A 14,149-nucleotide genomic window follows, 5' to 3' on the forward strand; every position below is an offset into this window, starting at 1 on the left:
TGGGAACTCGTCCCGTAATTAAACAGGGTGCAAAGGTACAAAAATAACTTATAAATAATAAGTCATTTTCGTAATTAACAGGGTGCAAAGATACGAATAAAAAAAGGGAGACAATTTCTCGTCCCCCTTTCGGTGTGTTAGTGCAACTACTAGCGACGGAAACCAGCCGGATAAGTAGAGCGGATTGTATTGTTAGGCAGGATCTTGATCTCTACGCGACGGTTAGATTGAAGACCTTCCACTGTTGTGTTTTCTGCGATCGGACGATATTCACCGTAGTACTCAGTGATGATACGGCTAGGATCTGTCAAACCAGCGCGAACCAGGAAGCGTTTCGCTGCATCCACACGGCGACGCGACAGGGATACGTTGTAGCTATCCGAAGCACGGGCATCGGTGTGCCCCACGAGTACGATGCGGCAATTGGTACGCATGTTCAGCAGTTCAACCACTTTGCTGAGTGTTTCTTTCGAAGCATTGCGGATAATCGCTTTATCGGTATCGAATTCGATGTTGCTGAACAACGCCTCGCATTCGTCTTTCGGCAGGTTATTTTTGATAGCATCGCGGATGATTTTGTCGATATCCAATGCTACACCACCACCGGAAACAATGCTACCCGCTGGGGTATTCGCTTCTTTATCGAACAGGTCGGCCACGCCATCACCGTCAGAGTCAGTATAAAGACGTGGATCAACCGGCTTAGGCATGTTAGCTTTTGCGATGGAGTCCGCATCGTTCATAGTCGGGTTGTAAGGTACCGGAATCAGCTGCTGAGGATTAGCCCAACGCAGGTGGTAACGACCTGCGGCAGCATCGTATTTTCCGTCTTTCGCTCTTACAGCGTTTTTACCTAACTTATAAGTTAATGCGAGGGAAACAAATCCGTAAGCATCGTTTCTTGAATCACCTTTGGCGAATGTCCAGATCCCTTGCTGCGAAACATAGTCACTCAAATCGCCTACGGTTGCATCCAGTTTCTCGGTATTTACAAAGTTGTGAGTGTAATCGATACCAAGGTCAAACCGTGATGACAATTCGTAATGCAAGGCGAAACCTACCGGTACTACCCATTCGCGTGTGTAAGTGGATCCGTTGCGTTCCCATTTACCGGCTGTTTTTGAACTGGCATCTGTATTGGTTGAAAAATTACCATCGATTCCCTTCGTAACATTAGTATAATCGACGTCGGTATGGTAATAGATGATTCCTCCTCCCAAATGCGCATCCAATTTCCAGCGACGGAACTTATTGTAGCCAAGTAGCAAACGATTCACGTTCAATGTACCATCCAAAGTCAGTTGAACAAACGACGGGCTATTGAAAGTGGCGCTGTAAGTATCACCGCTCAATGAGCTGTAATGGTTATCCTTAGCGCCTTGCAGACGACCGTTAACGCCCGTCAGCTGGATACCGAACAGAGGAGTGAGCTGCTTGTTTAATGAAAGCCCCCACGCGCCTGTTAGCTCTTCCCGGTCTCCACGCTTGAAGCCATTATACTGGGTCAAATCTCCGAAGAATTTTGTAATACCTCCGTAACCTGTGATTGACCAAGTATTCATTTTATTTGGTCCTTCATAGGTGCGGTTTTGAGCCTTCGTATTGTAGCTCAGGAGGGTAGAACAAAGCAAAGCAACGTAAAGATTCTTTTTCTTCATGGGAAACACGCGTTATGTGATTCAATTCAATATAGCATTATACATAAATTCAAAAATCAGAAAAAAGGCCAAAGCCTGTAAGCCGGGTTCTGTGACTTCGACCGGTTACCCGATCTCTGCTCCTGCCATTTATCCAGGATTCCGGTCACCCGAAATCTCTAACGATCTACCCGTGTCGGCGCCCCGAGGGGACAGGGACGAGTAGCCCCGTGAACCAACACCTATTTGATCTTTCAGCCCGTAAGGTTTACCATGCATTCCCTGTCACCAGGAAACCGGTGGGCTCTTACTCCACCTTTTCACCCTTACCGAGGCATACAAAAAATATGCCAGGGCGGTATCTTTTCTGCGGCACTTGCTGTCAACGAACCGTCACCAGTTCGCTGCCTTCCTGTTAGGAAGTACGGCACTCTGCGCTGCCCGGACTTTCCTCCCCGGTTAAAAAACCGCAGCGGCAGGACAGCTTAGACCTTTCCTCTGACCACAAAGCTAAGAAATACTTTCTTTCGATCAGCAGTCAATATACCATAAAAAGTAAAAAAATATGGCACTTATGCTGAATATTGTACAAATTTTTGATCAGATTCCCTTCAATCCGTCGACTTTCAAATTTACTCTCCCGGTCGCAAATACAACAGAATAAAGATGTTTCGGAGTAAGGTAAACCTTATCGGGTACAATATCGGAAAGTATTCCTTTTACAACTACCCCTTCGGTGACTTTATAGTTGGCGAGCATTTTCTGAATCGTGTTTTTTGCGTCGGCAATCTGGCCTCCGACCGGGAACACCATCCGCTTTTCCATCATCCTGCTGAACTGCCCCTGCAGAAGCCAACCCGCCGTCCGGACGATCGAATTTTTGGTATCCAGGTCGTAATCAAGGCTTTTGAGTGACAGCTGCTGCGTTGCGGGGTCATAGTAAGGGACTCCCTTTAGATAAATATCGCCGCTAATACTGCCTTTCAACCCGGCCTTGATCACCAGCCGGTCGTTCTGTCCGTACATTTCAATGGAAGTAACCTCTACATGATATTTCCCTCCTAAAAACGAGAATTTCTCCCCGGCAAACTGTTTGGTAGCCAGCCTGGCAGCGTCTTCGTAAGACACGAGGCTAATCAATCCGATCTTGAAATCATCCTGAACCTTATCGACGATCTTCAGGTCCGGCAACTTCTGCATAGGAGCCACGGCCGGTTTTACAGCCGACGTAATAGTTTGGGTATACCCTTTAATACCAATGATCGAATGGAGAACATTGTTTTTCGCAAGCAGCGGCGTCATTTCCACACCAGTGGGCCTGACTACCAGCCAGGTATCATATTCCTTCGCAAGCATCACAGGCTGACGCGCAATATTCCAGGCCAGCTCCGCATTCTTTTTCAGTTCTAGGTTCGAAGCCACCTGTTCGTCGATCGCGTCGGTGATCTTCTCAAAATTCTTATTGAGCATCCGGCTCACCATGCCTTTAATAGGAATATTGATGCCCGCCACGCGGATGTTCGGTTCGCTGATCCAGTCATAACTATCGACATAAGTCTCCGATTTGATCTGCCACGACGGCATAATACCTATTTTAGAGATCAGCCGGATGCGGATCGAGAACTCGGTATCCTTGTAACCCGACATCGTCACACCCAACGGACTAATCTTGTACCCGGCGCTTACCCAGATCTTCAGTGGAACTTCAAAAAGGAACGACGAATCAATCGCCACAACCTTGATCGGGCTGATCTTCCAGACCTTCGCTTTCAGATTGTCGTTACCTTCATCCTCGTAACTGGTATCATCGTAGATCACCCCCTTGATCTGGTTGTTGATCTGCTTTTCGATTTCCGCTACCGGAATCTCGACCGGCACATTCAGTACCGACAAATGCTTCTCGTTCTGGATCTCCTTATCCGAATATTTGTATTCTTCCATAGGGGCCTTAGGGGAGGTTTTCTTAGAACCGCAGCTCCAAAAAACGACGGCTGCCAACACGATTACCAGAAAATAACCGCGCCTGACGTATACTTTACTTGATTTTGACGAGGGTTGCACCGTATCCGAATTTCTCTTTTAATGCATCTTTAAAAAATTGCACATGCTGGTTCCTGCCCAGCCTGCGGTGCAGCTCGTTTTTCAGAGCTCCGCTGCCTGCGCCATGTATAAACGTAATTTCCTCCATTCCATTGGCAATGGCCGATTCCAGGCTACTCTCGAAAACATCCAGCTGCTTTTTCAGGATTGCATCGCTGGACAGGCTTTTATGATTGTTGACCAATTTTTCGATATGCAAATCAATCACCTGCTCCGGTTTAGGAAGGCTGTTCTGCTCGGGGGCGGCCTGTCCCAGCATTCTCGCCTTGATTTCGCCCGCAACATCCTCCGAAATGCCGGGAGTTTCACGTTTCAGGTTCTCCTCATCAAGTTGATATACAAACCCTTCTTTTCCCAACACAGGCACCTTGCCTTTGTTTTTATAAAACGACTGCGCGCGGCAACGGATGCGCTTGTTCAATGCAACAGGCAACTGGTAATTGCCCTCGCGGAAATACAATGCATGGATATCGAACACCGGCCAGGATTCGAAATCCTTCATTTCCACTTCGGTCAGCTTTTGCGAGGTCCGTGGTTGCAGCACCCCGGCAGCCAACCCCTTGTTCACCGATTCAGAAGCGGCTACGGCTGTGAATGGCAATATCCAGTCAGTATTATTAATGACATGTACACTTAACGTGCGGTCGTTCACGGAAATGAATGCCAGGTAAATACCTTTTTCCGCAAAGGGTGCATTGCGTGGAACGATCACATCCGCGCGGGCGGCCACCGCTTTCACTTCTTCGGGTTTCACCATCCGCTGTGATTCCACGGGCGAAATAGTAACAATTTCATTTCTCAGGACAGGAATACGAAATCCGTCCTCAATTTCGATTTCAACCACGTTACCAGGCAAAAAAGCGTAAATAACGCCCTCTTCCCTGCCGTGAACCAGTCGTACTTTATCTCCGATATTCATAGTAAATGTTGCTTTTTCGTCGTCTGAACAGTTTGGGGGTTCAAACAATATTTTTAAAAATAAAACGGCTTAAAACCGACACCCTTGCTGCTAAACTGCAACGCTGGCGCCGGGATTTTCAGGGAATTGGCCAGAAAACCCAGCGTCTTAACAAACTTGTTCCGGGTTTTGATCTTCGTGAGATCGATATCCAGTGACAAATAATATTGCCGGTAAGGTCTGTAACCCATTTCGATACTTACGTCTTTCTGGGCCGAAACCATATTCTGGATACCATAACCTACTGAGAAACAAAGCCAGGCTGGCCAATTGGAGCCTTTGAAAAATGATTTCGGGCTGGCAGAGAACCAGTAGGTTTGACCATTGTAATCTTTCAGCCAGCGCTCCGACCAGCTACTCCCGAGCAGTTCCGGACGCACGTGCGCCAGCGAAGTATAATGAAATGAGAACTTAGGCTGAATACGTACCTCGTCCCACAATGCCACCTGCCCGAGATACAGCACCGAACCCGTCATGTTCGCGATCATGTCGCCGGGAGAAAAACCATAGTCCGGCGAGAAGCCGTCCAGGATTTCAATCGGTGTCTGAAAAATCACTCCGGAAATGGCGCCGTAAACAAGCATCTGCCTTTTCGAAATACCCGTCTTTTTGTACAACGCCGCCGTGTGCCGGGCAATCTGGTACGATGTGTAAAGGTGCCCCATTTTGTCCATTTGCAGCCACTCGTGACTATCGTCCTGGATGGTGAACTTCGTCAGCGGGTTCTTGTACCATGACTTGCTAAGCCCATAAAGCGTTCCCAGATAAATACCCGATTGGGCCGCAAAAATACCGCGGAGCAGTTTATAATTGGGCCGCACGACAGGCCCATTTTCCCGGACAGTCGTGTCCCGGGCGATCGTATCGGCGGGCGGCACGGGTACCTGTGCGTACGCAGGAGACGGCACTCCGGCCAACAGGCCAATTAGTAAGCAATAAAGAGTAAAGCGCATTCGATCATATCGGGAGCAGAGATCAATAACCGCCATGGTATTTTCTCAACCCCCATTCTGCGCCCAGCAACACTACAAGCAGGAAGAACAGCCATTTCAGATAGATCAGCTCAACCATATCTTCGGTACTGTCCAGCCTGTCGGCCGGGCGGTCAGTTTTAAGTTTTTGAATAAATTGTTGCAGTAATGCAGGCGTCATAAATGTGCCGCCCGACCGTCGCGCGAGATCGCGGAGCATTCCGAAATCCGCCGTCGTATTGCTCAGCTCAAGATCCGCGTTACGGATCACAAACTGCCCTGATACATTTTCCTGCTTTCCTTTCAAAGTGGTGGAAGCCGCATACCGGTAAACGCCGTCCGCCAGCCCGCTCACATTAAACCGGGGTGTTTCCTTCGTATGTGTGTACGTGAATTGCTTGCTTTTGCCCTTTTCATCCACCACTTCCAGTTTTACCTCCTGACCGAAAATCGGCTCGTAAATGTCGTTGTAAACCTCTGTCTGAAATGCCACCTGCTCGCCTGCTTCAAACTCGTTGCTGATCGGATATACACGGAATTTCCGGCGGTCTTCCTTCACCGAAAGCACCTGGATCAGTTTCTGAAACAGGTTATCCACTACTTCCTGTTTGCTGGTTTGGGCAAATTCCTCCTGCCGCCATTGCCAGATCCCCTCTCCCGCCAATACGGCCGTTTTTGGGTCTCCATTGGTATTTAAAACCAGAAGTGGTTTGTTGGTATTGAGCGTTCCTACTTTCTGGTATAATATGGTTTCAGTACCCGACGACACATTGTATTCGCCGAAAGGCACCGAAAGCGGAGGAAGGCGTTCCAATAATTTCAGGCTCTCTGCATCCAGGTTCAGCTGAGTAAACGAAGGATTAAACCGTGCCGTGACCTTATCGATCTGGTTATTTGCGGAAGCATTGATAAACAGCGACCGGTTCAGCGAGCTGACCAGCGGCACCGCCGATTGATTTCCCAAAATGAAAAACAAAGGCATTTTAGCATCCAGAAACTTGCGGACCTGCGCATTACCCAATCCGAGTACATTAGGAATCTGATGCAGGATCACCAGGTCGTAAGGCTTTGTACTGGCCGGTGGATTATTAGCAATGGACAGAATATTGATATCCAGCTCATAGTTATCATTCGCCTCGATCACACTCCGGATACTTTTAATATCGGGGTGCGGCGCAAGCGCCATGAGTAGTATCTTTTGCCGGCCATCGATAATGTCAATATAAACGTCCTTCCGGTTGTTCCTGCCGGAAGTTTCTCCTGAAACTGCACCCAACTCAATGGTATAATGCTGAACGCCCTTTTGTGCAGAAGATGTCTTGAAATCAAATGCTTTGAAATAATCCGCACGGTCGATGACAACCGGCTGGCTTTGAATCACGCGGCCATTTTGTTTCAGAGTCACCGTGGTACTTTTGCCCTGCAACCCGTTTGCTGCGATCTCGGCCCGCAAAGGGAACTCATTACCCAAATATGCGATGCGGTTACTAACGACGTCTTTCACCCGGATATCCAGCTTCGGCACCGAGTCTCCCACCGCCAGCGTATTGACTCTGAACGGATAACGGTTATAGGTCGGTGATACGCCCTGGTTCACGATACCATCCGAAAGCAATACCACGTCCGTCAGGTTGCGGCCTTCGAAATTCGTGCGGACCGTTTGTAGCAGTCCCGCCAGGTTGGTTTTGTTTTGATTAAATGCAAGGGAATCTGCATTGTTCTCGGTGCCGCCAAGCGATTCAATGCTTACCTCGAAGCCGGAATCGTTCAGCTCGCGAACAGCGGCCCTCACCTGCTCCATCGCGGCCGGCCCGTACTTACCAACAGATTCGGAGTTGTCAATCGCGAAAACGATCTTGGCCTTGTCGACCGAAGTTTGCGTGCGCCGCACCAGCGGACTCAGCAGCAGGAAGCAGATCAATGCCACCGCAATTCCACGCACAGCTGCCAGCGCATAGTTCAGTTTCTTACCCCAGGCCGCTTGCGGCTGATACAGCAGCCAGGCATAGGCCAGGCCCGCGAGCACGCAGAAAATGATGAACCAGTAAGGGGTTTGGAATATGAGCTCTGACCGCATGGATTGGAATTCAATAGCTGGCGACGTTACAATATACAATGAAACCGCCAGCTATTTACTAACGAAGAAAGACTCTATGTTAACATACCACCGTCGACCTGGATTACCTGGCCGGTGATATAGCGCGACATGTCGGAAGCAAGGAACACGCAGGCGTCAGCCACTTCTTCGGGCTGGCCTCCGCGCTTCATCGGGATCGACTGTTTCCAGTCTTCCACCGCCTTCGCATCTACTGCATCGGTCATTTCGGTTTCGATAAAGCCTGGCGCTACGGCATTCGAGCGGATATTTCTGGAACCCAATTCCAATGCAATGGATTTGGTAAAACCGATGATACCCGCCTTCGAAGCAGCGTAGTTCGACTGCCCTGCATTACCGCGTATACCTACTACCGATGTGATATTGATGATCGACCCGCTTTTCGCACGGATCATGGATTTCGTAGCGGCTTTGGTAAGGTTAAAAACCGATTTCAGGTTGATGTTCACCACCGTGTCCCATTGCTCTTCGCTCATACGCATGAGGAGCCCGTCACGGGTAACGCCTGCGTTGTTGATGAGCACATCGAGCTTGCCGAAATCGGCGATAACGTCGGTAACGAGCTGGTCCGCAGCCTGAAAATCGGATGCATCCGAGCGGTAGCCTTTCGCTTTCACGCCGAACGCTTCCAGCTCTTTGGCCAAAGCCTCGCCTTTTTCGACGCTGGACAGATATGTAAACGCGACATCAGCACCTTCCTGAGCCAGGCGCAGCGCGATCGAACGTCCGATACCCCGCGAAGCTCCTGTTACCAATGCAACTTTATTTGCTACTAACTTCATAAATAGGATTAGAATCTGTCAAAATGTATACTGCCGGCAAAAATAGGATATTGGGCAGAGACCGGCAAATAAACGACCTATGGTACTTTATTACAAAATGATGTAATATTCAGGCAAAAAACCTTCTCCAACCATTTAACTTACACTAACATGAACACTACAAATGTCCAGAAAACATCAGGAGCCTTCATTGCCGCATCGTGGATCGCATTGGGCGTGGGAATGGCAGGCTTCATCATCGGCCTCTGGCGCTCGGAAATGCTGCTGAGCGAAAAGGGATATTATTTTACGGTATTGATGTACGGGCTTTTTGCCGCAGTATCGGTCCAGAAGAGCGTTCGCGACCGTTTGGAGGGTGTCCCGGTGACCGGCATTTATTACGGTATCGCCTGGTTTTCGACGATTCTCGCCATTGTGCTGCTTGTCGTCGGCCTCTGGAATGCGACACTGCTTCCCAGCGAAAAGGGCTTCTACGCATTCGCCTTCCTGCTAGGCATTTTCGGCGCCATTGCGGTTCAGAAAAACACCCGTGATTCACAGATTTTCGAAACCGGTAGCTCATTTTCCAAACCTTCTGATCATTGATACTGTTAAGCCGTTACATTTAATTTTTGAAACTAAATTCAGGTAATGGCAGAAATAATAAAAACAGCCCTGATCACAGGTGGTTCAAAGGGAATAGGATACGGCATTGCCGAAGCGCTCATCCGCGACGGCATCCGTGTCGCAATTACAAGCCGGTCGCAGCAGAATGCCGACGAAGCGGCAAAGGCGTTGAACAAAATCCGCGAGGGTTACGCATTAGCCATCGAATCCGACGTCAGAAATCTGGCTTCGCAAGAAAAGGCAGTACAAACCGTACTCAGCCAATGGGGCCGGCTCGATTACTTTATCGCCAACGCCGGCGTCGGCCATTTCGCACCAATCCAGGAGCTTAGCGCTGAATTGTGGCAGGAAACCATCGATATTAACCTCACCGGCGTGTTTTTCAGCGCAAAAGCATCCATCGCAGCACTGACGGAGTCCAAAGGGTATTTTATCAATATTGCCAGCCTAGCGGGCACCAACTTCTTTGCGAATGGTACTGCCTACAATGCCAGCAAGTTCGGTTTGGTAGGCTTCTCACAAGCCATGATGCTCGACGTACGCAATGCGGGCGTGAAAGTAACGACCATCATGCCGGGTTCCGTCGCGACGGAGTTCAACAACCACGAGCCATCCGATAAAGACGCCTGGAAAATCCAGCCCGAAGACATCGGCCAGATCGTATCCGACCTCATCAAAATGCCGGCGCGAACGCTGCCTAGCAAAATCGAGGTACGGCCTACGACACCGAAATAAACCCGTCGTCGGAATTTTTGGTCAGGTGTAGTCAAGTGTTGTCAGGTGTGGTCATTGATAGTCAGGAATTGTCATTGGTAGTAGAATATTGTAAAATATAGAGAGGAGAACTTGACCATGCTGACGATAAATGACTACACCTGACAACACTTGACTACTGACTACACTTGACTACATCTGACTACATCTGACTACACCTGACTACACCTGACAACACCTGACCACACCTGGCAATGCCTGATCACATCTGACTACTTCCGACTACTCCTGGACCAGGATGCATAAAGTGAGAACATCAACCCACAAGCCGCCAGCAGCAGCAGTGGAACTTTGTACAAAATCAGCAAGGTAAGGCCTACAAAACCAAACAGGAAGACTTGTATGGCATTCTCCGGCAGCCCTGCTCTTTTATAAAAATATAGGTGGGAAACTATGAGGATCGTTAAGCCCAGCAGGTACAACTGTGCCACCTCCGCAAAGCCGAGGGCGCCACTACGAAGCATCACCACCGTTTCGGGGACGATCAGCACCAAATGCGCTGCCACTACCCTACCCCAACGCCTCCAGACCGGCACAGGTAACGACCGGCCCCAAAGCCAGATTTCAGCTTCCCATTGATACAACTCCAATGAAAGCCCCAGATTGAGTAAATAAGCCAGTGACATTCCCACGGCCGGCATGCGAATGTCGTATTCACCAGTGCTGTAATAGAGCATTGTTCCCGCCGCCACCAGCATTGCACCCATTTTACCTACTAATAAGGTAATCCCACGTTCCCGTACGAGCCATTCCATCGACCAATAAAGCCATGACGATGGACGTGGGAATGGCCATTTGATAATGCTTTTACCTTTAACCGGCACATACAAAACCGGCTTCCGAACGCGCCATTCGGCAGTTAGGGTAAGAACGAGTATTAATACAAAATAAAAAGGAATAACCGGCCAGAGGCGTGCCAGTAGCTTGTCCTGAATAGCGATGACGAGCAGGTAAGCCCCGTAATAAAGAATGGGTTGAAGAAGACCCAATGCCTGGCCTGCAAACCTTCGCGTACGTACGATCGCAGGCCAGGTACGCGCGTGATAGATGAAGGTATATTCCGGCAGCTTCCAGGTATTAACCAGGAACTGGACACACAACAAACTATAACCCAGCCAGATCACAAAAAGACTGAGCATTCCATAGGTACCTGTCAGAAAAAATACCGCGAATGCATGATGCTCATTGGCGCTCAGAAACCCGAAAAGTACACCGAGCAACACCAGAAACATTCCGGCCCGCTGTCTGAAAAACGCCGAAACCGTGGAGAGCAGCAGCATTTTCATAGCGCATCCGCAGCTACCAGTGTTTTGTTCTTCAACCGAAAACTCCGGGAAACATGTAGCCCCTCCTGCTCAAAAAGCTGGTGCGACGATAGCAGAAACGTTACACCGTTATGATGGTATTCTTTGATCAGTTCGAAAAGCACTTCGCGGGCTTCGCGGTCGATCGTAATGAGCGGTTCGTCGAGGATAATGAGCGATGGATCGCCCAGGAATGCCAGCAACAGGGATACCTTTTTCACCATCCCACTCGAACAACTGCCGAACGGGTTTTGGAGATAATTAATGCCGAATGCTTCAATGAGTTTGTCGCTTTGCCCGCGGGACGCGCGCTGTGCTTCGGCCACGAAGGCGATCAAATCCGCGGGCGTTAGAAACGAAGGATAAAGCGGCTCTGCCTCTCCGAGGTTCAGGCGAAGGCGGTACTCGACCGGGTGTTTTTTGAGGTCGTACTTATTATCAAGCCTGATATTCCCTTCAAATGGCAACATGCCCGCCAGCGTCCGAAAAAGCGTCGACTTCCCCGCGCCGTTTTCTCCCTGTATCCAGTAAATGCCTTTCTCAATTGCAAAACCGGGGATTGAAAGGATTTCCCGTTCGCCATACCGCTGCGTGAGCTGACTGATTTCCAATACCATATCGCGGAATGGCCGTTATATTAAGGAACGATATTAAACTCGTCTTTCAACACTTGCAGTGCTACTGACTCTTCGTGACGGTAAAGATCCTTGTCGAAAAGCGCATTATGGCCGGCATTCTGTAAGCTGATCCAGCTGTGGGTCGCATACGGGTCGTAATTAAAATGTTTGAAACGATGCCCTGCATTGTTCATATCCGCAAACCATTTCACCCCCACATCCAGGCGGTCGTAGGCCCCGAATGCGGCTCCTTTGCCAACAGGCATAGTGTCCTTACGTGTTTTTTCCAGATCGATCATCGCCACATACTCATTCAGCCTACATTCGGGCAACGGCCATGGCGCGGTACGGTCGACCACGAGCTTGTACTCGCCTGTGCGGGCTTGCGGATACCTGGCAGCCAACTGCATCAGTTCCTGGTAATCCGGCTTATATTCGGTATATCTTTCTGAATCACAAAGCCCGGCTTCTCTCGCAGGGCATACCCAGCACTGCCCGATACTACCGATGCCCGATGCGTCGCCGATGCCATTCAAATACTCACCTACCAGGTCGCTTTTGAAATACACATCATTATGAATCACGAGCAGGTATTTCTGGTCCGATTTCTCCCAGGCATATTGGTAACGTACTGCGTGGCGATACCGCTTGAAGTTCAGCAGGAAATCAAATTTTACATTTTTAGTCCAAAGCCAGACATTGGGTTTGTAATAGACGATCTTATCCCCGAAATGATCAAAAATGAATTTGAAATTCGGTGGCTCCGGCTGCTTGGCTTCTTCTACAAAATAGATTTTATTGATCCATTGATGCGAATGCTTCATGAGCGTCAGCAGTGTAACGGCCGTCTGATACGGCTTCCCGTAGGCGTTGATCGCCACATCCACACATGCTTTTGGAGAGTTCATCATCGTGTATGTCTTTCTTTTTCTTAATAAATAGCCAAAGGTTGCTATTAAATCAGAAACGATCTGTTTTTCGTTTGAAAAAATTAGTAAGTGAATTGAGGCCACTTAACCAGCCGCTTTTCAGACGCCTGTCTACAAATATTTCAAAATAAGACACTTCAACCAACAGATCATACGAAATTTCATATTTTCATTGATCACAAATTCCGCGGAACGTATATTTGAAAAAATTTTAATTAATCCGCGGATTCATTTTTAAAATTTTACAAAACTACACTTACCATTCATAAACCCGGACACCATGAACACTAACCGCCGCTCCTTCCTCCGCCTGTCGGCCTTCGCTCTGCCTTTTACACGCGTCAATCAGCTTTTTGCCAAAACACCTGCGCCCGGCGCTCCGGCGGCCGACGCTCCGGTGGCCGGCACTCCGGCGCCCGGCACTCCCGTGGTCATCTCCACCTGGGATAGCGGTCAAATTTCAAATGCAGCGGCATGGCCGGTGCTCGAAAAGGGCGGTCGTGCCCTCGACGCCGTGGAGCAAGCCGCTATCGCCATTGAAAACGATATCAACTGCTGCGTAGGTCTGGGCGGAAACCCCGACCGCGACGGCCATGTGACACTGGATGCGTGTATTATGGATGAAAGGTCGAACTGTGGTGCCGTGGCATTCTTGGAAAGGATCAAACACCCGGTGTCTGTCGCCCGCAAGCTCATGGAAACAACCCCGCACGTGTTTTTAGTGGGTGCCGGTGCTCAGCAATTTGCATTGGCGAATGGTTTTAAACTGGAATCCGGCAAACTTTCACCGGACGCTGAAAAAGAGTACAAAAAATGGCTCAAAAAAGCAGAATACAAGCCGGTCATCAACATAGAACATAAACAATCGAAAGGCCACGGTCCTTTCGCCCCCGCGCGGCTGGACAACGGCGATTTCAACCACGATACCATGGGTACCCTTGCATTGGATGTCCAAGGTAACCTCTCCGGCATGTGCACGACCAGCGGTATGGGCTTCAAAATGCGTGGCCGCGTGGGAGACTCCCCTATTATCGGCGCCGGGCTCTTTGTCGACAATGAGATTGGCGCAGCCACTTCGTCGGGACAAGGCGAGGAAGTGATCCGCGTGGCCGGCACCCATTTGGTGGTCGAGTTCATGCGTAATGGCTCCTCACCGGAAGAAGCCTGTAAAAAAGCAGTTGAAAGGATCGTAAAACGTGACCCCGAAAGGGCCAAGACTTTTCAGGTAGGCTTTCTGGCCATTAACAAGCAGGGGGAGGTCGGTGCCTATTCCGTCCAGCCCGGATTTGCCTATACCATCACTACCGGCGATGGCAAGGGTAAAGTAGTGGCTTCCAAAAGCTATCTATCGTAGT

Annotated in this window: 12 protein-coding genes and 1 other RNA gene; 3 read left to right on the forward strand and 10 right to left on the reverse strand. The window is 49.4% G+C overall.

Translation table 11 applies throughout. The features are described 5' to 3' along the window. Window positions 1-149 precede the first annotated feature (149 nt). From AC2YIT_RS01680 to fabG, 7 genes are all read right to left on the reverse strand, one after another. Entirely contained in the window at window positions 150-1,658 is a 1,509-nt protein-coding gene (locus tag AC2YIT_RS01680) for an OmpA family protein (RefSeq protein WP_430843074.1), read from the reverse strand. A 62-nt stretch (window positions 1,659-1,720) separates the two neighbouring features. Continuing rightward, window positions 1,721-2,129: RNase P RNA component class A (rnpB, locus tag AC2YIT_RS01685), an RNA gene on the reverse strand. A gap of 108 nt (window positions 2,130-2,237) precedes the next feature. Next, window positions 2,238-3,578 carry a DUF4403 family protein gene (locus AC2YIT_RS01690; RefSeq protein WP_487278037.1) on the reverse strand — a complete coding sequence of 447 codons (1,341 nt, stop codon included), beginning with the start codon at window positions 3,576-3,578 and terminating at the stop codon, window positions 2,238-2,240. Between the two features lie 94 nt (window positions 3,579-3,672). Next, on the reverse strand, window positions 3,673-4,656 hold the full coding sequence (locus AC2YIT_RS01695; protein WP_487278038.1) for a Smr/MutS family protein: 984 nt from the start codon (window positions 4,654-4,656) through the stop codon (window positions 3,673-3,675). 53 nt (window positions 4,657-4,709) lie between these two features. After that, window positions 4,710-5,648 carry a DUF2279 domain-containing protein gene (locus tag AC2YIT_RS01700; RefSeq protein ID WP_487278039.1) on the reverse strand — a complete coding sequence of 313 codons (939 nt, stop codon included), beginning with the start codon at window positions 5,646-5,648 and terminating at the stop codon, window positions 4,710-4,712. A gap of 22 nt (window positions 5,649-5,670) precedes the next feature. Then, on the reverse strand, window positions 5,671-7,743 hold the full coding sequence (locus AC2YIT_RS01705) for a VWA domain-containing protein (protein WP_487278040.1): 2,073 nt from the start codon (window positions 7,741-7,743) through the stop codon (window positions 5,671-5,673). Between the two features lie 74 nt (window positions 7,744-7,817). After that, a complete protein-coding gene (gene fabG / locus AC2YIT_RS01710) occupies window positions 7,818-8,564 on the reverse strand; it encodes a 3-oxoacyl-[acyl-carrier-protein] reductase (RefSeq protein WP_223403474.1) in 747 nt (248 codons plus the stop codon). Between the two features lie 150 nt (window positions 8,565-8,714). Here fabG and yiaA point away from each other — a divergent pair, with 150 nt between their 5' ends. Beyond that, entirely contained in the window at window positions 8,715-9,149 is a 435-nt protein-coding gene (gene yiaA / locus AC2YIT_RS01715) for an inner membrane protein YiaA (RefSeq protein WP_223403476.1), read from the forward strand. Between the two features lie 45 nt (window positions 9,150-9,194). Then, a complete protein-coding gene (locus AC2YIT_RS01720) occupies window positions 9,195-9,905 on the forward strand; it encodes an SDR family oxidoreductase (protein ID WP_487278041.1) in 711 nt (236 codons plus the stop codon). 251 nt (window positions 9,906-10,156) lie between these two features. Here the strand turns inward: AC2YIT_RS01720 and AC2YIT_RS01725 are convergent, their stop codons facing one another. The 3 genes from AC2YIT_RS01725 to AC2YIT_RS01735 are packed head-to-tail and all read right to left on the reverse strand — an operon-like array spanning window position 10,157 to window position 12,776. Continuing rightward, the gene (locus AC2YIT_RS01725) at window positions 10,157-11,230 is read right to left on the reverse strand and encodes a hypothetical protein (RefSeq protein ID WP_487278042.1); all 1,074 of its coding nucleotides are present in this window, start codon (window positions 11,228-11,230) and stop codon (window positions 10,157-10,159) included. Next, window positions 11,227-11,865, reverse strand: coding sequence for an ABC transporter ATP-binding protein (locus AC2YIT_RS01730; protein WP_487278043.1), 639 nt, complete (start codon window positions 11,863-11,865; stop codon window positions 11,227-11,229). The genes AC2YIT_RS01725 and AC2YIT_RS01730 overlap by 4 nt, the downstream gene beginning before the upstream one ends. 20 nt (window positions 11,866-11,885) lie before the next feature. After that, window positions 11,886-12,776 (reverse strand): hypothetical protein, encoded by an 891-nt coding sequence (locus AC2YIT_RS01735; protein ID WP_430843058.1) that lies wholly within the window; start codon window positions 12,774-12,776, stop codon window positions 11,886-11,888. A gap of 298 nt (window positions 12,777-13,074) precedes the next feature. On the opposite strand from AC2YIT_RS01735, the gene AC2YIT_RS01740 reads away from it, so the two are divergent. Further along, window positions 13,075-14,148, forward strand: coding sequence for an isoaspartyl peptidase/L-asparaginase family protein (locus AC2YIT_RS01740; protein WP_487278044.1), 1,074 nt, complete (start codon window positions 13,075-13,077; stop codon window positions 14,146-14,148). Window position 14,149: the final 1 nt, after the last annotated feature.

Source organism: Dyadobacter sp. SRI_021, assembly GCF_057586235.1.

Bases quoted from the DNA above. Each gene is read 5' to 3' on its own strand.
- AC2YIT_RS01690 (WP_487278037.1), bottom strand. From the start codon at position 3,578: ATGGAAGAATACAAATATTCGGATAAGGAGATCCAGAACGAGAAGCAT.
- yiaA (WP_223403476.1), top strand. From the start codon at position 8,715: ATGAACACTACAAATGTCCAGAAAACATCAGGAGCCTTCATTGCCGCA.
- AC2YIT_RS01695 (WP_487278038.1), bottom strand. From the start codon at position 4,656: ATGAATATCGGAGATAAAGTACGACTGGTTCACGGCAGGGAAGAGGGC.
- AC2YIT_RS01720 (WP_487278041.1), top strand. From the start codon at position 9,195: ATGGCAGAAATAATAAAAACAGCCCTGATCACAGGTGGTTCAAAGGGA.
- AC2YIT_RS01705 (WP_487278040.1), bottom strand. From the start codon at position 7,743: ATGCGGTCAGAGCTCATATTCCAAACCCCTTACTGGTTCATCATTTTC.
- AC2YIT_RS01700 (WP_487278039.1), bottom strand. From the start codon at position 5,648: ATGCGCTTTACTCTTTATTGCTTACTAATTGGCCTGTTGGCCGGAGTG.
- AC2YIT_RS01735 (WP_430843058.1), bottom strand. From the start codon at position 12,776: ATGATGAACTCTCCAAAAGCATGTGTGGATGTGGCGATCAACGCCTAC.
- AC2YIT_RS01725 (WP_487278042.1), bottom strand. From the start codon at position 11,230: ATGAAAATGCTGCTGCTCTCCACGGTTTCGGCGTTTTTCAGACAGCGG.
- AC2YIT_RS01740 (WP_487278044.1), top strand. From the start codon at position 13,075: ATGAACACTAACCGCCGCTCCTTCCTCCGCCTGTCGGCCTTCGCTCTG.
- AC2YIT_RS01680 (WP_430843074.1), bottom strand. From the start codon at position 1,658: ATGAAGAAAAAGAATCTTTACGTTGCTTTGCTTTGTTCTACCCTCCTG.
- AC2YIT_RS01730 (WP_487278043.1), bottom strand. From the start codon at position 11,865: ATGGTATTGGAAATCAGTCAGCTCACGCAGCGGTATGGCGAACGGGAA.
- fabG (WP_223403474.1), bottom strand. From the start codon at position 8,564: ATGAAGTTAGTAGCAAATAAAGTTGCATTGGTAACAGGAGCTTCGCGG.